Source organism: Nonlabens marinus S1-08 (assembly GCF_000831385.1).
GTDB lineage: Bacteria > Bacteroidota > Bacteroidia > Flavobacteriales > Flavobacteriaceae > Nonlabens > Nonlabens marinus.
The window spans coordinates 572,129-589,972 of sequence record NZ_AP014548.1 but is presented as its reverse complement, the minus strand read 5'-3'; the positions used below and the strand labels follow the sequence as shown (position 1 = coordinate 589,972).

The 17,844-nt window shown below is 39.9% G+C and carries 17 protein-coding genes; 6 read left to right on the top strand and 11 right to left on the bottom strand.

Annotation, left to right across the window (positions count from 1 at the left end):
• Positions 1–19: 19 nt before the first annotated feature.
• The 9 genes from pgi to uvrC all read right to left on the bottom strand — a co-directional run bounded on the left by pgi (position 20) and on the right by uvrC (position 11,979).
• Positions 20–1,657 carry a glucose-6-phosphate isomerase gene (gene pgi / locus NMS_RS02730; RefSeq protein ID WP_041495282.1) on the bottom strand — a complete coding sequence of 546 codons (1,638 nt, stop codon included), beginning with the start codon at positions 1,655–1,657 and terminating at the stop codon, positions 20–22.
• Complete coding sequence (locus NMS_RS02725; protein WP_041497405.1) at positions 1,654–2,901, bottom strand: M23 family metallopeptidase; 1,248 nt, start codon at positions 2,899–2,901, stop codon at positions 1,654–1,656. Before NMS_RS02725 ends, pgi begins: the two co-directional genes overlap by 4 nt.
• A 4-nt stretch (positions 2,902–2,905) precedes the next feature.
• Positions 2,906–3,874 (bottom strand): tryptophan 2,3-dioxygenase family protein, encoded by a 969-nt coding sequence (locus tag NMS_RS02720; RefSeq protein ID WP_041495280.1) that lies wholly within the window; start codon positions 3,872–3,874, stop codon positions 2,906–2,908.
• Between the two features lie 92 nt (positions 3,875–3,966).
• On the bottom strand, positions 3,967–4,758 hold the full coding sequence (locus tag NMS_RS02715; protein ID WP_041495279.1) for a DUF3108 domain-containing protein: 792 nt from the start codon (positions 4,756–4,758) through the stop codon (positions 3,967–3,969).
• A gap of 62 nt (positions 4,759–4,820) precedes the next feature.
• Positions 4,821–5,984: a 4-hydroxyphenylpyruvate dioxygenase gene (gene hppD, locus NMS_RS02710; protein ID WP_041495278.1), complete on the bottom strand. Its 1,164-nt coding sequence runs from the start codon at positions 5,982–5,984 to the stop codon at positions 4,821–4,823.
• Positions 5,985–6,091: 107 nt separating this feature from the next.
• Positions 6,092–6,574 (bottom strand): CCC motif membrane protein, encoded by a 483-nt coding sequence (locus tag NMS_RS02705; RefSeq protein ID WP_041495277.1) that lies wholly within the window; start codon positions 6,572–6,574, stop codon positions 6,092–6,094.
• A gap of 20 nt (positions 6,575–6,594) precedes the next feature.
• Positions 6,595–7,758 carry a homogentisate 1,2-dioxygenase gene (locus tag NMS_RS02700; RefSeq protein WP_041495276.1) on the bottom strand — a complete coding sequence of 388 codons (1,164 nt, stop codon included), beginning with the start codon at positions 7,756–7,758 and terminating at the stop codon, positions 6,595–6,597.
• A 182-nt stretch (positions 7,759–7,940) separates the two neighbouring features.
• Positions 7,941–10,169 carry a patatin-like phospholipase family protein gene (locus NMS_RS02695; protein WP_041495275.1) on the bottom strand — a complete coding sequence of 743 codons (2,229 nt, stop codon included), beginning with the start codon at positions 10,167–10,169 and terminating at the stop codon, positions 7,941–7,943.
• 10 nt (positions 10,170–10,179) lie between these two features.
• Positions 10,180–11,979, bottom strand: coding sequence for an excinuclease ABC subunit UvrC (gene uvrC / locus NMS_RS02690; RefSeq protein WP_041497403.1), 1,800 nt, complete (start codon positions 11,977–11,979; stop codon positions 10,180–10,182).
• Positions 11,980–12,180: 201 nt separating this feature from the next.
• Between uvrC and trxA the strand changes: the two genes are divergently transcribed.
• The 4 genes from trxA to NMS_RS02670 all read left to right on the top strand — a co-directional run bounded on the left by trxA (position 12,181) and on the right by NMS_RS02670 (position 14,981).
• Positions 12,181–12,477: a thioredoxin gene (gene trxA, locus NMS_RS02685; protein ID WP_041495274.1), complete on the top strand. Its 297-nt coding sequence runs from the start codon at positions 12,181–12,183 to the stop codon at positions 12,475–12,477.
• Between the two features lie 107 nt (positions 12,478–12,584).
• Positions 12,585–13,982, top strand: a complete 1,398-nt coding sequence (locus NMS_RS02680; RefSeq protein WP_041495273.1) for an alpha/beta hydrolase family protein — start codon at positions 12,585–12,587, stop codon at positions 13,980–13,982.
• Between the two features lie 139 nt (positions 13,983–14,121).
• Positions 14,122–14,484: a DUF2237 family protein gene (locus NMS_RS02675; protein WP_041495272.1), complete on the top strand. Its 363-nt coding sequence runs from the start codon at positions 14,122–14,124 to the stop codon at positions 14,482–14,484.
• Entirely contained in the window at positions 14,481–14,981 is a 501-nt protein-coding gene (locus tag NMS_RS02670) for a GreA/GreB family elongation factor (protein WP_041495271.1), read from the top strand. Before NMS_RS02675 ends, NMS_RS02670 begins: the two co-directional genes overlap by 4 nt.
• Here NMS_RS02670 and NMS_RS02665 read toward each other — a convergent pair whose 3' ends face one another.
• The gene (locus NMS_RS02665) at positions 14,982–15,446 is read right to left on the bottom strand and encodes a CBS domain-containing protein (RefSeq protein ID WP_041495270.1); all 465 of its coding nucleotides are present in this window, start codon (positions 15,444–15,446) and stop codon (positions 14,982–14,984) included.
• A gap of 187 nt (positions 15,447–15,633) precedes the next feature.
• On the opposite strand from NMS_RS02665, the gene NMS_RS02660 reads away from it, so the two are divergent.
• Both NMS_RS02660 and NMS_RS02655 read left to right on the top strand, forming a co-directional pair.
• A complete protein-coding gene (locus tag NMS_RS02660; protein ID WP_041495269.1) occupies positions 15,634–16,776 on the top strand; it encodes an Mrp/NBP35 family ATP-binding protein in 1,143 nt (380 codons plus the stop codon).
• Positions 16,777–17,061, top strand: a complete 285-nt coding sequence (locus NMS_RS02655; RefSeq protein ID WP_041495268.1) for a NifU family protein — start codon at positions 16,777–16,779, stop codon at positions 17,059–17,061.
• A 12-nt stretch (positions 17,062–17,073) separates the two neighbouring features.
• Here NMS_RS02655 and NMS_RS02650 read toward each other — a convergent pair whose 3' ends face one another.
• Positions 17,074–17,838: a DUF3050 domain-containing protein gene (locus tag NMS_RS02650; protein ID WP_041495267.1), complete on the bottom strand. Its 765-nt coding sequence runs from the start codon at positions 17,836–17,838 to the stop codon at positions 17,074–17,076.
• Positions 17,839–17,844 lie beyond the last annotated feature (6 nt).

Sequence of the window (17,844 nt, the reverse complement as noted above, 5' to 3'; positions counted from 1 at the left end):
GGTGTTGATAATGTTTAGATTAAGATAATTTAGAATAAAACTGTTTAAGCAATGCGGTGGTAGAAGCGTCATGACCGTCAGATTTAAGTTGTTCAATATCATCAAGTATGCGATCTGCCAAAATTTTCCCTAGTTCGACACCCCATTGATCATAACTGTAGACATTCCATATAACACCTTCTACAAAAATCTTGTGTTCATACATCGCAACTAACTTTCCTATACTTTTAGGGGATAATTCATCGATTAAAATTGTCGTCGTCGGCTTGTTACCTGCAAATACCTTAAAGGGTTGTAGTCTTTTCTTTTCAATTTCAGTGAGATCTGTTTGATCAAGGTCTGCTTTTACCTCTTCCTCAGATTTGCCGTTCATGAGGGCTTCTGTTTGTGCAAAGAAGTTGGCCATTAATTTGTTGTGGTGATCTGGCTGTGGGTATTTCGCTTTCGCGAAAGCGATAAAATGAGCAGGAATCAACTTAGTTCCTTGATGGATCAATTGGAAGAAAGCATGTTGCGAGTTAGTGCCTGGTTCTCCCCAAACAATATTGCCGGTTTGATAATCCACAGATTCTCCAGTTCTATCCACGCTCTTACCATTACTTTCCATGATTGCTTGCTGCAAATAAGCTGGAAGTTTTTGTAAGTATTGGGTATAAGGAATCACGGCCTCACTTTCTGCCTTAAAGAAATTATTATACCAAATGGTTAATAGTGCGAGCTGTACAGGTATGTTTTCTAGTAAAGGGGTTTCTTTAAAATGAACGTCCATGCTATGGGCGCCATCTAGCAATTCTTGAAAATTTGAAGTTCCCACTCCTAACGCAACGGACATACCCACGGTACTCCACAAGGAAAATCTACCACCTACCCAATCAAACATGGGGAAAATGTTGTTTTCGTCCACACCGAATGCGGTGGCACGATCCACATTACTGCTTACGGCTATAAAATGCTGGCTTACAGCCTCCGCATTCACCTTGCCGGTAAACCAATTTCTTATGGTTGTGGCGTTGGTAAGTGTTTCTTGAGTTCCAAAAGATTTAGAAACAATAACGAATAAGGTTCTTTCTGGCTGAATCTTTTTCAAGACTTCTTCTACATGATCTCCCTCAACATTAGAAACGAAATGAACTTTCAAATTATTCTGGTATGCCTCCAGCGCCTGATAGATCATCACTGGTCCTAAATCACTCCCGCCTATGCCTATATTGACGACAGTATCAAACTTTTCACCATTTGATGCTAGTAGATCACCATTGTGTATTTGATCCACATAATCAAACATTTTCTTTTTACTCTCAAGCGCTTCTTTCACAAAGCTTTTCACTTTGTCATCTGCTTTAGCTAGAGGAGTTCTTAAAGCGGTGTGCAAAACTGCTCTACCTTCTGTAAGGTTAATTGGCTCTCCGTTAAAATAGGAGTCCATTGCTTCAGATAAATGGCACTCTTCCGCTAAGGCTACCAATGCATCTCTAGTGGCAGTTGTAAGTAAGTTCTTAGAAAGATCTACATAAAAATCATCATCGACTAATGTGAAGTTCTCTGCTCTAGAAGGGTTTCCAGCAAAAGCCTCCTTTAAATCAAAGTTTTTGAGATTCCGGTAGTGTTCTTTTAGAATGTTCCATGAATTTGTTTCGGTTGGATTTACATTTTTCATAAAACTGCTGCAGTGTCTTTGTAAGGTAGGTTGTCGATTTCAGCTTTTAAAGGCTCAATGTGTTTTTGGAATAGCGACATTTGATCTTTAGGTAATGGATCTGCACTAGGCAGGTTTTGTTTGTAGGGATCTACTTGTACTCCATTTACCCAAAATCTGTAGCATACGTGCGGTCCTGTAGCGAGTCCTGTGCTTCCCACAGTACCAATGGTTTGTCCCTGCGCAACACTTTGTCCCACTTTAACCAGTCTTTTAGTCATGTGCAGGTACTGGGTCTCATAGGTTCCATTGTGGCGTACTTTTACATAGTTTCCATTACCTCTAGTATAACCAGACTTAGTAACCACACCATTTGCAGTAGAAACGATAGGTGTTCCATAACCAGCGGCGTAGTCTGTACCTCTATGAGCTTTCCATCGTTTTTGAACTGGGTGAAAGCGGTTACCGCTGTACCTACTAGAGATACGCGTATAATTTACGGGTGCCTTTAGGAAGAAATTTCTTAAAGTCGTTCCTTTATCACTGTAATAATCTCTTTTCCCCTTGATACTATCAGTTACATAATCAAATGCGTAATACGGTTTACCGCCAGTTTCAAATACGGCCACATCAATTGCTTCAATCCCAGCATATATAGAGTCATTGATATAACGCTCTTGATAGATCATTTTAAACTTATCCCCTTCTTGTAATTTGAAAAAGTCGATGGTCCATTTATAAATATCACTTAATTCATAAATGGCGCTCATTCCTAGACCTTCTTCTTCCATTGCCTCTGAAAGAGTGGAGTGAATTACTCCAGATGCCGTTTTACGTCTTACGGTTAACGGATGTTGATTTGCTTTTGCCTCTAGCTGGCCTGTTAATTTGAGTTGCACATACTCCATGCGAGTTGCCTCATAAATAAAAGCCTCTGGAGTTCCCGCTTTATCCTTGCGTTTGATGATTTTATAGGGTTTTCCAGCCTGGATCTTTCTCAGGGGGAAAACAGAATCCATAGTGATTGCAGCTTCATAAGCACTTTGACCTTGAACCAGATGCGGCGCAATCAAGTCATTAAACGTAGCCCCTGATTGAACAGTGTCTTCAACTACATTATAGTTATTCAAATCATAGCCGTATAAATAAACAGGTGCAATTTTAATTTGTTCTAAAACAGCCAAGTCTTTTGTCTCTTCATTATCATTACAGGAAGTAAGGACTATTAGGCATGCAGTAAATGCAAGGGCTATTAATTTCTTCATTCTGTTATTTTGTATTAAATAAGTGATCCACCCATTGTTTTCCCCATTCATCATGTTCTTGATCAGTCCATAAACTTGGGAAAAATGAAATCTTTTGAAAACTAGGTGGTAAAAATTCTTTCCAGTTGGTGCCTCCAGTGGCTTTAACAGCGCCACCTTCTTTACGTAAATAGCGGTGAGCTGCTCCCATATGCATCAATAACCAATTCACATTTACGCTCAAATCCATGTTGCGTAGTTCTTCCTTCAATTCCGGGATTTGTTCTTCCGGTGGTAGGGAAAGGTATCGTTGATAAATATTAGTATGCTTCACTTGCTCTGCGATTCTTAAAAATCTAGGAGTATAACGCTTCTCAAATTGCTTTAGTGTAAGCGTTTTTTCTCCAGTTGCTTTGTCAATCCCACCACGTTTCCAGTAGATATTTTCAAAAAGTGTTGGGATGTTGTTGGTTTTTTCGCTTTCGCGAAAGCGTGCTCGCTCCTCATAATGAACAAGATTCAACATGTCTGTCGAATAAAACTCTATCATACGGAACTGCGCACTTTGAAAGCCACTAGCAGGCAGCAAAGACATGCGGAATTTAAGAAACTGCTCGCGCTCCATTCCTTTAATCATAACCTCAAAGCTGTTGATCATCACATTGAAGTACCTGTTGATGCGTCGAATTTTCTCTAAAAAGTAAGTGCCGGTCAAATGCTCTTGCTCTATGATCTGCATTTGCTCGTGAATGACCAATTTGAAATAAAGCTCTGTAATCTGATGGTAGCCTATAAAAATCATCTCGTCAGGAAAAGACGTGGATGGTACTTGAAGGCTTAATAAGGTGTCAAGACGTATGTAGTCCCAGTAAGTTATGTACTGGTCGTAGAGCAGCCCATCAAGATAAGAAAGCATGTCCTGCCCAGAGTTTTTAAACTTCTTTTCTAGCAAATGGATACGTTCCGCGATTTCAGGGGATATCTGGTCCGACATTAATGTATGTTAAGATTGCCCCAAAAATAAACAACCTGAGCGAATTGCGAGTTTAATCCGCTGCTATTTACCACAAATGGGCAAAGCTTTAGTTAATCGGCAATCTTTTTAAAAGAATGACTCAAGCCTTTAAAAGCGTCTAGGTCTGCAGTCAAAGATCCCACGGCTAGCTTTGCCTGAATTTTAAGAGGCAATTTATTCTCATCATCGCTAATCCATACGGTCAGACTTTCTTCTTCTTCAAAAACACGACCGGATTGAACATAGGGACGGAATTTGAGCGCATTGATTTTTCCAAATTTAGTACGAACCACTTCGCGCTCTAAAAATTTCATTTTGAAATCATAATTCTCGTTATCAAAAAACATAGGAACGATGAATTCATCATTTTTTTTCAGTTTGGTGGCATCCACAATATTGCGCAAATGATAAAATGCAGAGATCATATCTTGAGTCCCTGGTTTGATGCTCATTTGAGTTATTTCCTTGCGCTTCTTGTTGTTGATCGTAGCAACTTTTGTGGCATGATCAAAATCGATTTGAATATCCTTGGTATGACCACCTTCATCTATATCCCGTATAAATCTATAAGGTGCTCCAGTTTCTTTATCAATATAGCTTTCATAGCGATCATTGACTTCAAAAAACAAGTGCATCAATCCTGTGGATTTTCCTTTACCTTTTAAATGATATACTTTTTTACCGTTAAGCTTTGTATCCTTAACCTCTAGCGTCGCATAACTCGCATTAAACATCCCATAGTGTATGCGGAATTTAAACCACTCCCCATCTGCATAAGCTCGTTGTGGGGCTGTTTCATAAGCAGGAGCAAAGCCCACGCTTATAGTGAACAATGTGAGCAGTACTGGTATAATTCGTTTCATGACTGTGGTAAGGCGCCTTTTAGTTGCCTCTACGATAGGAATACAAAACCTATTCCAATTTTTTATAATGTGCCTCTCAGGGCTTGTTCTCTTTCAATAGCCTCAAACAATGCTTTAAAATTACCTACTCCGAAAGACTGAGCGCCTTTACGCTGAATAACTTCAATGAACATAGTTGGTCTGTCGACAATTGTTTTTGTAAATAACTGCAATAAGTAACCTTCTTCATCGCGATCGATCAAAATGCCATGCTTCTTCAGTACTTCTACATCTTCATCAATTTCTCCTACACGCTCTAACAAATCATCATAATACTCATCTGGAACATATAAAAATTCCACACCGCGATCCCTCATGGCGCTTACTGTTTTAACGATATCATCTGTAGCCACGGCAATGTGCTGTACTCCAGGCCCATTGTAGAAATCTAAATATTCTTCAATTTGAGATTTCTTTTTTCCTTTTGCAGGTTCGTTGATAGGGAACTTGACACGGCCATTACCATTACTCATTACCTTGCTCATCAACGCAGTATATTCTGTTGCTATATCATCATCTGCAAAGGAGATGATTTGGGCAAATCCCATCACCTCGCCATAAAACTTACACCAGGTATTCATTTCATCCCAGCCCACGTTACCTACCATATGGTCGATAAACTTTAAACCTACTGGCTCAGGGTTGTAATGAGATTCCCATTTCTTGAATCCAGGTAAGAAAATGCCGTTATAGTTTTTGCGTTCCACAAACGTATGTGCGGTTTCTCCATAGGTATAGATTCCCGAGCGGACCACTTCTCCATGCTCGTCCGTTTCTTTGGTAGGTTCCTGAAAAGGTTTAGCTCCTCTTTTTGTGGTTTCCTCAAACGCTTTAGTCGCATCTTCTACCCACAAGGCAACAACTTTAACACCATCTCCATGTTCTTCAATATGTCTATTGATTTCGCCACCTTTTTGCAAGGGAGTGGTAAGGACTAATCTTATTTTACCTTGTTGTAGAACATAAGAAACTCGGTCTTTAAGCCCAGTCTCTAATCCAGCATAGGCTAAGGACTGGAAACCGAAAGCTGTTTTGTAAAAATGCGCGGCTTGCTTTGCGTTTCCTACATAAAGCTCGACGTAGTCTGTTCCTAATAAAGGCAAAAAGTCTTCGGCCTCATTGAATAACTTCTTGAGGCTGTATTCCGTATTTTTTAGATCTTTTAATTTTTTGATTTCTGCAGGCATGGCATTGAATTTTTGAGGGTGAAATAATTGTGAAACGGATTTATTTCTACAATCACCACATGGCTCTGGTTTGAAATGCTAAAAAAGACTTTTTGATCTTCATTTTTTTAGATACTGTCAGTCACTTGTTCCACTTCAATCACTTCTTGGTTGACCTGAGTGCTGTCCACAGCATCTTCATACTTCCAAGTATCTATTTCTTCATCCACCTCGCCGTCATCTTCAAAACCATCTATCTGTCTTTTAAAATCTCCGTTTTCTAGTTTTTTGAAAACCCCTTCTGGATCCAGCATAGCAGTACCGAACCAAATCAAGGAAATTACAAAACCGATGACGCTTAGCACAAGTGCAATGATGTTGACAATTTTTGCTGATTTTACATTGCTGTAACTTCTTGGGTTGTAAGAGTCAGGAGCCATTTTATAGGCCTTGACACTTTTGTTTGCCCATACCAGTCCTATGATGCTCATAATAACCGTTGGAATGGCAAGAATGCCGCAACAACAGCCTATCAAACTTATAATTAAAGCGATGATTCCCAGGATCATCGCTCCAGGATCTGCAGGTAATTTGTTTTGAATTTCGTTCAATGTGATAGTTTTAATAGTTGTTATTTATGATCTAGCCAGCTTTTATGATACGAATCATCAGCAATCGCGAGACCTGCTTTAGTTACTTTTAATGGCTTAAACGTATCTACCATTACAGCCAGCTCTTCAGTTTCTGTTTGGCCTATACTACGTTCCACCGCACCAGGATGTGGCCCATGTGGAATGCCTGCTGGATGAAGGGAAATATGCCCCTTCTCGATATCGTTACGACTCATAAAATCTCCGTCGACATAATACAACACTTCATCGCTGTCAATATTGCTATGATTATAGGGTGCAGGGATGCTGTCCGGATGGTAATCGTATTTGCGCGGCACAAAACTACATACTACAAACGCATCCGTCTCAAATGTTTGGTGGACAGGCGGCGGTTGGTGAATGCGGCCAGTTATAGGTTCAAAATCGTGAATGGAAAACGCATAGGGGTAGTTGTAGCCATCATAGCCTACCACATCAAAAGGGTGGGAGGCATAGACCATTTCAAAAATCTCGTCTTGTTTCTTAATCTTGATCAAAAACTCTCCTTTTTCATCATGAGTCTCCAACTGTTCTGGTCTGCGCAAATCGCGTTCACAAAACGGTGAATGCTCTAACAATTGACCAAACCCGTTGCGATACCTCTTAGGAGTATAAATAGGTCGTCGACTCTCTACTATAAAAAATCGATTGACAGGGGTGTCGAAATCAATTTGATAAATAACACCTCTAGGAATCAATAGATAATCTCCATACTTAAACTCAAGACTTCCTAAATGGGTTCTCAAGGTTCCAGTTCCTTGATGCACAAAAAGCAACTCATCAGAATCTGCATTTTTATAAAAATAATCTCTCAGAGATTCTTGAGGTGCTGCCAGCACAATAGCCACATCGCTATTTACCAGCGCCGTCGTTCTGCTATCCAGATAGTCGGGTTGCGGTGGTACCTGAAAACCTTTCAAGCGATAAGATTTTAAATGATTTTCAAGGGCAATTTCAGGTTTAACGCTATAACTGCCTTGTATTTCCTTAACCATAGTAGGGCGATGTGTGTGATACGAGTTCGTATACATCCCATCAAAACCTATGGTTCCAAATAGTTGTTCGTAATACAGCGAGCCGTCTGGTTTTTTAAAGACCGTGTGGCGCTTGTGCGGTATTTTTCCCATTTTATGATAAAAAGGCATAGCTGTAGTGTTGTGAACGTAAATTTCGGAAATTCTCTAGACCATTCCATAAGGAACCTCTATAAATTAGATGCGATTGTAGGTTAAATGTTACAATTACTCAAATACAGTGATTTCTTTAACTGATTTTGCAGGGTGATGATGTGGTATTTCGCTTTCGCGAAAGCGGACTTCTTACAATTCTAAAAATTAAAACCTAGCCTAACAAAAAACTCACCGTCATCTTGCTGTGGGCTAAAGCTGTATTTTAATTCTAAAGGTCCCAAAAAGGTCTCCACACCATAACCAACGGCAAAACCAGAATAGCGTGCCTTGCTGTACCAGTCGTCTTGTTCAAACAGATCGTCGTCCAGATTTGCAAAATTTGCACTCAACACCACATGGTTTTTACGGAAGATCTCGTAATCCAGCTCAAACAAGCTGCGCATCATGGTGTTCCCGCTTAAACTTATAAAATCATAGCCGTAAAAGGGAATAAGGTTATTTATACGTCTAGCACCATAACCGCCCAAAACGAAATCGAGCGATGAAGTCTCAGGATTCCCGATGGAAATACCAACATGTCCTTCTGCTCTTAAACTAAATTTCCCGAAAGCTCTCGCATACCCCACTTGTAGTTGAGCGATAGAATACTCACTAAAATCTTCTTGAAGTACATCATTATATAAATACAAGTGAAAATCTGCGTCTACTTTCCAGCCAGAGGAGGGAAAGAAATTGTTGTCATAGGTGTCGTACAGCGCTTTACCATAAATACTGCCCGTGGTGCTGTTTTCAAAATCAGTGCGGTTGTCGGTAACGCTTCCTGTAACTAGAGTATTCGTAAAAATATCAAGAGATTTAAGTTCTGCTCCCGCAATGACATTGAAGCCTTTATCTAGTCGGGTTTGTAAATAAAACTGCTGTGTCCAATCATAATAGTTGATCTCCACACTATTTACACCTACGGGAAGAGTTCCAGTTACGGAGTTTATGAAGCTTGTTGGAATATCTTTTTCAAACTGAGTGAACTCGCTGTGCAATCCAATGGACCAGTAATTTCCTTTATCGATGTAATAATCTGCAACATAGCGCAAATTGTCACCTAGAATAAAATCAGCAGACACTACATCATTGTTAAAGAGAACGTTTTTCCTGGTAAGATTTACTAAAGCTGCGCTGCGCAACAATTCATCATAGTGTAAGCTAAGCCTTAAGTAGTTGCGTACAGTCGATTCTTCTACAGTGACGTCAAGCTCTAGACCTTCTTCATGAGGGATCAGCTCATAATTGATCTTAGTGAAGTTGTTTGTGGCTTGTAGATTATTTACACCATTCTTGATGTTTTCATAAGTGGTGAATCCTGGGGTGGTCAATTTAAATTTGCCAATCACATAGGACCTCGTGTAGCGTTCATTACCATTGATGTTGATATTGCTCAAATACAGACGGTCATTTGAGACGGTTTTTAGTTTTGGCTTTTGATAAGCAGCATTAGATAATTGATTCAACAAGCCTATTTGAGCCAGAGCTGCTACTCTTCCTTTTTCAACAATAGCGGTTCCCTGGTCAAATGAGATGACGGTAAAGTTTTTAATATTGGGTTGGATATAAATATCTGTCTTTGGAGCCTTCAACTTCATGTCATTAATGGTCCTAAAGTTGTTGATTTGAGTCAGTATGCTAAAAGCATCTGTAAGTTCATCGAGCGATTTAAAATCATCTTGTACGTCCACACCTATGATGATATCCATGCCTTTGGCACGTAATTTTTCAATGGGGTAATTATCCGTAACGCCCCCATCGATAAGCATTCTATTATCTATTTGTACGGGAGCAAATAGGGACGGTAAGGCTCCGCTGGCGTTTACGGCTCTGGGTAAGTAGCCAGAATCGAGAACAACTTCTTGTCCTGTTTCTATATCAGTTGCGAGGCAGAAAAAGGGAATCGGAAGTTTTGTAAAATCATTCACATCATTGACGTGTGATAAAACTTGAGACAGTAAATTATAAACGTTCTGACCTTTACTCAAGGAGTTGGGCAGCTTGATTTTGAAATCTTCAAAGGGTAGGGTTACTGCATAACGCTCGTTTTCACGGCGTTCATAAAATGTTTTGGCACTGCGAGGAATCTCGTCAGAGATGATGTTGTTGAAATTAGTGACTTTGAAAATTGAATCTATTTGTTGACCGGTATAACCTGAGGCGTATAGGGAACCTACAATGGCTCCCATGCTGGTTCCTGCTATATAATCAATTTTAATACCGAGAGAGTCTATCACCTTAAGTGTGCCTATATGTGCTAAGCCTTTGGCACCACCTCCAGATAAAACGAGACCAATTTTTTGGGAGCCATCATAATGAAGTAGGGAGTCTTTGACAGGCGTAGTTTGTGATAGGCAAAACTGCCCCATCAAAACCAGCGTTATCATAAGAAATATTCTATTCACTGTGCTCTTTGTAAAAATCTATAATCCTCTGTGCTTTACTCGTCCCAACTATAGGGATTAACTCTTGTTTACTAGCTTCTTTTACTCTCTTGACTGACCTAAAATGACGCAGTAGCTCCACTGTTGTTTTCTCACCTATTCCAGGTATTTCATCAAGCTCGGTCTCTATCGCCTGTTTGCTCCGCTTATTTCTATGATGCGAGATACCGAAACGGTGCGCCTCGTTACGCATTTGCTGGATAACTTTCAGCGTTTCAGATCGTTTGTCTAAATATAAAGGTACGGGATCGTTAGGATAAAACAGTTCTTCCAATCGCTTTGCAATTCCTATAATGGGAATTTTACCTCTTAAACCTAATCGTTCCAAAGCGGTGACTCCGCTAGACAACTGTCCTTTACCACCGTCAACGATGACTAGTTGAGGTAAGGGTTCATCTTCTTCTAGTAAACGCCGGTATCTTCTATAAACAACTTCCTCCATACTGGCAAAATCATCTGGACCATCAACAGTTTTGATGTTGAAATGTCGGTAATCACTTTTGCTAGGCTTACCATCTTTAAATACAACGCATGCGGCCACAGGATTAGTTCCTTGAATATTGGAATTGTCAAAACATTCCATATGACGCGGTTCCTCGTCGAGTCGCAAGTCGGCTTTCATTTGGGTCATTAATCTATTGACATGACGGTCTGGATCTACGATTTTAATTGTTTTAAACTGCTCTTGACGGAAGAATTTTGCGTTGCGTTCTGACAATTCGACCACACGTTTTTTATCTCCTAATTTAGGGACGGTCACCTTAATATGTTCTCCTAAATCCACATCAAATTGAGTGTATACTTCTTTGCTTTGAGAATCAAATCGGGTACGCAATTCGACAATAGCGAGTTGGAGTAATTCTTTATCACTCTCGTCCAGCTGCTTCTTAAGTTCCATGGTGTGCGACCTGGTTATGGAACCATGATTGATTTGGATGTAATTGACATATCCTGCAGCCTCATCACTAACAATGGTGAAAATGTCAACATTAGAGATATTAGGATTGACTACTGTTGATTTTGCTTGATATCTGGTCAGGATGTCCAGTTTATCCTTAATGATTTGAGCCTCTTCAAATTCCATGTTAGAAGCCATTTCCTTCATTAAACCTTGAAAATGGTTCACTGCATCTTTGAAATCTCCTTTTACGATATTCCGAATAGCCTCGATATTTCTATTATATGCTGCTTCAGTTTGAAGAGCAACACAAGGACCCTTGCAATTTCCTATATGATATTCTAAGCAAAGCTTGTATTTGCCTGCTTGTATTTTTTCTTCCTGTAAATCATATTTGCATGTTCTAATTGGATACAAGGATTTGACTAATTCCAATAGTGTTCGCACGGTTCGAACACTGGTATAAGGTCCAAAATATTCACTACCATCCTTGATCATTTTTCTAGTCAAGAAAATCCTAGGGAAGCGTTCGTTTTTGATACAAAGCCACGGATAAGTTTTGTCGTCCCGCAACATGATGTTGTATTTAGGAGACCTGGACTTGATCAAGCTATTCTCGAGTAGTAATGCATCTGTCTCGGTTTGAACAACGATGTGCTCGATGCGAAAGATCTTTTGAACCATCGTCTTGATGCGATAGCTGTCGTGATTTTTCGTAAAGTAAGAGGAAACTCGCTTTTTGAGTTTTTTAGCTTTCCCTACATAAAGGAGCCGGTCGTTCTTGTCAAAATACAAATAGACTCCAGGAGATAGCGGTAGTGTCTGTATTTGAACCTCTAGTGGTGGTACTTCCATAGCAAGGTAAAGGTACATATTTTACAGGCTCCTTGAAATCAATAGAATCCTAATTGGAGCCTAAAAGTGTACGTTGAAAAGAGAAATAAAGTTTTGATTAGTGCTATTGGCATTTCAGGAGAATATGCTTTCTAAACAAAAGACATTCTAATAACTCATCCATAAATAGAACATTTTGTAATTTGGTAAAAAACTATCATTATGGCAAAGTTCAGTGAAATAGTAGATCAGGAAGTGCCAGTGCTTGTTGATTTTTATGCTACCTGGTGTGGCCCATGTCAGACGATGATGCCTGTGTTAGAGGAACTTAAAAAAGATCTAGGGGATCAAGTGAAAATCATCAAAGTAGATGTGGATAAGAATCAGCCTCTTGCGGCCCAGTTCAATGTGCGCGGTGTTCCAGCATTCCTTATTTTTAAAAATGGCAAGCAAATCTGGCGAGGTGCAGGAGTACAGCCATTAGCCGATTTAAAACATCAAATTCAAAAGGCCGGGTGATTCCCTCGTACAAAACCGCTAGTCATCTTCAGCTTACCGTTCGTCATAATATACTTCCGTGGCTTGAAACTGTCTCCTAGTTTTGGAAAAACTTTAAAACTCAACCTATGAAAACTACACTCAACATCGCATTATGGCTGGTCATCCTTTTTTTCTCATGCCTTAATCATGCACAAGCTTTTGAAGGGTCATGGACGGGCTCCATTCAAGGCATGCCGCTTATTTTTGAAATTACACCCTTAGGAGATGGCTATAGCGCTAAAATGCAAAGTCCGAAACAGTCTAAAAACTTTTTCGAAATGGACAGTGCTACGGTTGAAGATGGACTCATCACTATAATTTTCGATGCCTATAAGATTAAATATGTAGGAGAGTTGAAAGATGGCAAAATTGAAGGAACCTTCACCCAAGGGCCTGGATCTGCACCCATGACTCTAGAAAAGAAAGCATATGAAGAAGTTGTGCCCGATAGACCCCAAGAACCCAAAGCACCTTTTCCATATAAAGTAGAAGATGTAGTTTTTGAAAACCCTAAAGCTGGAAATATCAAACTCGCCGGGACTTTAACCATGCCTGCTGATGTTGAGAATCCCCCAGTGGCGATCATGATTTCTGGTTCGGGCCCTCAGGATCGGGATGAGCAACTCTTTTTTCACAAGCCTTTTCTTGTCATTGCAGATCATCTCGCTAAGAAAGGGATTGCTGTATTGAGATATGATGATCGCGGCGTGGCGCAATCTGAAGGCACACAAGCCAACGCTACAAGTTTAGATTTTGCTACTGATGTTGAGGCTGCGGTAGCTTTTTTGAAAACGCGCAATGACATCGATCCTGAAAAAATAGGTTTGATAGGTCACAGTGAAGGCGGATTAATTGCGCCTATAGTTATTGCCGCTAATCCTAAGGATATTGCCTTTTTCGTCTCTCTTGCAGGACCAGGAGTTTCTGGTACTGATGTGTTGCTGCCACAAATGCAAAAATCTGTAGAGTTTCAAGGAGCCAGTCCAGAAGCTGTGGCTCTCGAAATGGAGATTATGGAAGCGATCTTAGAAAAAATTAAAAACACTCCTGACTCTAGCAATCAAGAGGTTAAAGATGCTATTCTAGAGATCATTGAAACTAAAGCAGATGCGGCACCTGAGAATTTAGGATCTAAATACACGTCTGAATATGCGCAAATAGTAGCCTCTCAATTCAGCGATACGTGGTTTCGATATTTTGTTTCCTACGACCCAACTCCTTATTTAGAGAAAGTAAGTTGTCCTGTTTTGGCGCTCAATGGATCTTTGGATTATCAAGTGATTCCTGAAATTAATTTGCCTGGTATGAAGTCCGCTTTCGCGAAAGCGAACAACTCAGACGTCACCATAACAATACGACCAGGTTTGAACCATTTGTTCCAAAATGCGATTACCGGCAGTGGCAGTGAATATGCAACGATCGAGGAAACCTTTGACCCTGCAACGCTGGACATCATTTCTAGCTGGATCAATGAGAGATTTTAAATCTGAAAACGACCTAGACAACCTGTCGAGGCTATTCTTTTGAAGTTACTTGCAGACGAACTCTGAAGTTTATGGAACAGTTAGGTCTTTAAAAAAATCTAATAAGTATATTCAATAACACTTCTAATAAGCTGTTTAAATGAATGATGTGAAAAATGTTTTTGGTGAAAAATTAATTGGTTGCTGTACTGATCCTATGACTGGATTTTACAGGGACGGCTATTGTAGAACCTCTCCAGCAGATACAGGAACTCACGTAGTATGTGCGGTCATGACGGAAGAGTTTTTGGATTACACAAAATCTAAAGGAAACGACTTGTCTACCCCTATACCAGCGTATCAATTTCCAGGTTTGAAACCAGGAGATAAATGGTGCCTTTGTGTCAATCGCTGGTTAGAGGCAGAGAAAGCTGGAGTAGCGCCGTTCATTGATTTAGAGGCTACAGATCAAAAGGCATTACAATACACTAGCATTCATGTCCTTAAAACCTATGCGATATGAGTAGAGGATTTGTAAAAGAAGGAGATCAAGAAGAGCCACTAGTAATACCACCTAGAGCGATACTTCCCGATGGTGTGATCAACTATGTTACTCCAGTGGGATTTGAAGAATTACAAGAAGAATCTAGTCTTCTAGAAAAACAATACGGAAACTTAGAAATTGAAAATGAAATCGATTTGCGTCGTGAGCAAAATATGATTCACGGCAAGATTAAATTACTGAAAGAGAGAATAGCTTCTGCTCGTATTATAAACCCTGAAGATCAAGCACAAGATGAAGTGCGATTTGGTGCACAGGTCAAGTATAAAAATATGGCAGCTATGTTGACTCAGGTAATAAGCATTGTGGGTGTTGATGAAGCAGATGTGTCCAAAGGCAAAATCGCTTTTACAACTCCTATTGCTAAAGCTCTAGCAGGTGCTAAAAAAGAAGATGTAGTAGAATTTAAGTTGGGAAATGAAATCCAGAAATTAAAAATTTTAGAAATCAACTACTAATTACCTCCAGTGATTTTTCTTAAGATTAGAAGCAGCGATGATGACATCCATTCTTGAAATTTGGCCAATTAGTTTCCCGTCTTCGATAACTGGGAAACGGCGATGGCCTGTTTTTAAAAAGCGAGCGGCAGCATCAAATATATCCGCTTCCGCGTCTATTGTGGAGACTTGATGACTCATATAATCTGCTACAGTTTTATCTCCCACAGGCATGTTGTGGTATCTACTATCTCCTATGACTTGCATTAAATCAGTATCACTGATGATTCCAATAAGATTTTTTTGATCATCCACAACGGGTCCACCGGTAATGCGTTGCTTCAAAATGGTTTCCATGACTTCATTGATATTCTGATCGACGGTAAATGTGATCAGTTTGCGCTTCATATAATCACGAACTCGTATAGACTCGCGCTTATCTACCTTCTCTTCAGACCTGCGGCCCATAAAACTTTTGATCCCCATAATGAAACATTTAAAAACCGAACCAGTAAGTTACTGAATTAGATTAAGAATTATTAAAAAACTACGAATCCAGATAAATTTTAACTTTTTATAACTTAAGTTGATTTGTTTACAATTCAATTTAATAATTTAGAATGATTTTCAATACGCAAGTCTAGACCTTATCTTTGTGCCAATTGATTGTAAAATGAAGATAGAAAAGAAAGACGTCCTTAAAGCTTTAGAAACCATTTCAGTTCCTGGTGAAGGCCAGAATATGGTAGAAAGCGGTGCGGTAAAAAATGTTCTTGTTTTTGGCGAAGAAGTAATAGTAGATATCACTATTAATAATCCAAGTTTACAAGCTAAGAAGAAGACAGAAGTGTCCATAATGCAAGCCATTCATAAAGAAGTTTATGAGAAAGCGCAAATCAAGGTCAACTTAAAAGTAGAAGCACCGGTTAATGAAAATAAGGCTCCTGAAATAAAAGGTAAACCTATTCCAGGAATCGATAATATTATTGCAGTCGCATCTGGTAAAGGCGGTGTAGGTAAATCTACAGTTACTGCAAATCTTGCGGTCACCCTGGCAAAAATGGGCTTCAAAGTAGGCTTATTAGATGCTGACATCTACGGGCCATCAGCGACGATTATGTTTGATGTAGTGAATGAAAGACCTTTGTCAGTGAATGTAGACGGGAAATCAAAAATGAAACCCGTAGAAAGTTATGGGGTAAAAATTCTATCTATAGGTTTTTTCACAAAACTAGACCAGGCAGTGGTATGGCGTGGGCCTATGGCCTCCAAGGCATTGAATCAAATGATTTTTGATGCCGACTGGGGTAAGCTTGATTTTCTTCTGGTAGATTTACCTCCAGGTACCGGAGACATTCACTTGAGTATCATGCAAGCGCTTCCTTTAACAGGAGCGGTAGTGGTAAGCACTCCTCAAAATGTAGCATTAGCTGATGCGCGTAAAGGTGTAGCGATGTTCCAGCAAGAAAGCATTAATGTACCAGTTTTGGGTATCATTGAAAATATGGCGTACTTCATTCCACCAGAACTTCCAGAAAATAAATACCATATCTTCGGTAAGGATGGTGCTCGTAATTTAGCGGCAGATCTAAACATCCCTTTCTTAGGTGAGCTTCCATTGATTCAAAGTATACGTGAGGCAGGAGATGTGGGCCGTCCGGCAGCCATGCAGGATGGAACTGATATAGAAAAATCCTTTATCGATATTACCCGTAATGTGGTAACTGAAACGGTAAGGCGTAATGAAAACATGCCTCCTACAGAGGCTGTAAAAATTACAACGATGGCAGGATGTAGTCCAGTGAATAAAAAATAAATGAACGATACCGAACTTAAAGTAGCAGTACAGGCAGGATTAGAAGAAATCCGCCCGTTTTTACAACGGGATGGCGGTGATATAGAACTCGTTTCTATTACTGATGGCAAAGATGTGAAAGTTCGCTTGTTAGGAACCTGCGTGGGCTGTCATGTGAATCAAATGACCCTGAAATCTGGAGTGGAATTGACCATAAAAAAACACGCTCCTCAAATAAAGAGCGTGGTAGATATTTCCTCTATGACTGAGAAAGAAGATTACAGAGATCAATTAGATACCCCTTAACCTGCTATTCCGTTAAGATTTTATTTCCTTTAAGATTCCATCAAAAAGTTGGTAACGACTTTCTAAAGCCTGCTGGCTTACAGTAATTACTTCATTCCATTTTACTGGATCATCGCCGCACAGCAGGGCAACCATTTGATGGGCCATAGGGCCATGTTCATCGCCGTCAAGTTCAATATGACGGTCAAAATAATATTTTATTTTTGACAAGTCAATATCCACTCCTGAGCCTTCCAAACCTCCAATGATTTCCGTAAACATTTCTGGGATCAAATCCTCGCGACCATAGGTAAATGCTGCAGCAATCTCGTGAGATTTTCCACGCTGGATGACGCTAAACGTGGTGTTTAAAAATTGGCTAATATGTTCCGGTAACTCAGAGCCTTGGGTGAGGTTCAATACTTGAGAAACACTTTTCCAGCTGCTAATTTGAGACTCTAGCTCAGACGTTTCAATTCCTGCTGCCTGCATTGCGTCGAGATACATTTCATAATGACTCATGCGCTGTCCTTCTCCTATTTCGTCAGTTTCTTCGGCTAATACTATTTCGTTAATAAGGTATCGCAATTGTGGGTTGCCTACCGGTTGCCAGGGTAAGATGGTACAGGTCAGTTGCTGCTGGAGCGCTTTGAGTAACGACATAAAATCCCAGACCGCATAGATATGGGATTGCATAAAAGTCTGTAAGTGAGCGGTGGTCTCTATAGATTTGTAAAGAGGATGTTGTAGTAATCGCTTTCGCGAAAGCGATATTCTCTCATTCAACTGCGCTTGCATATTTTT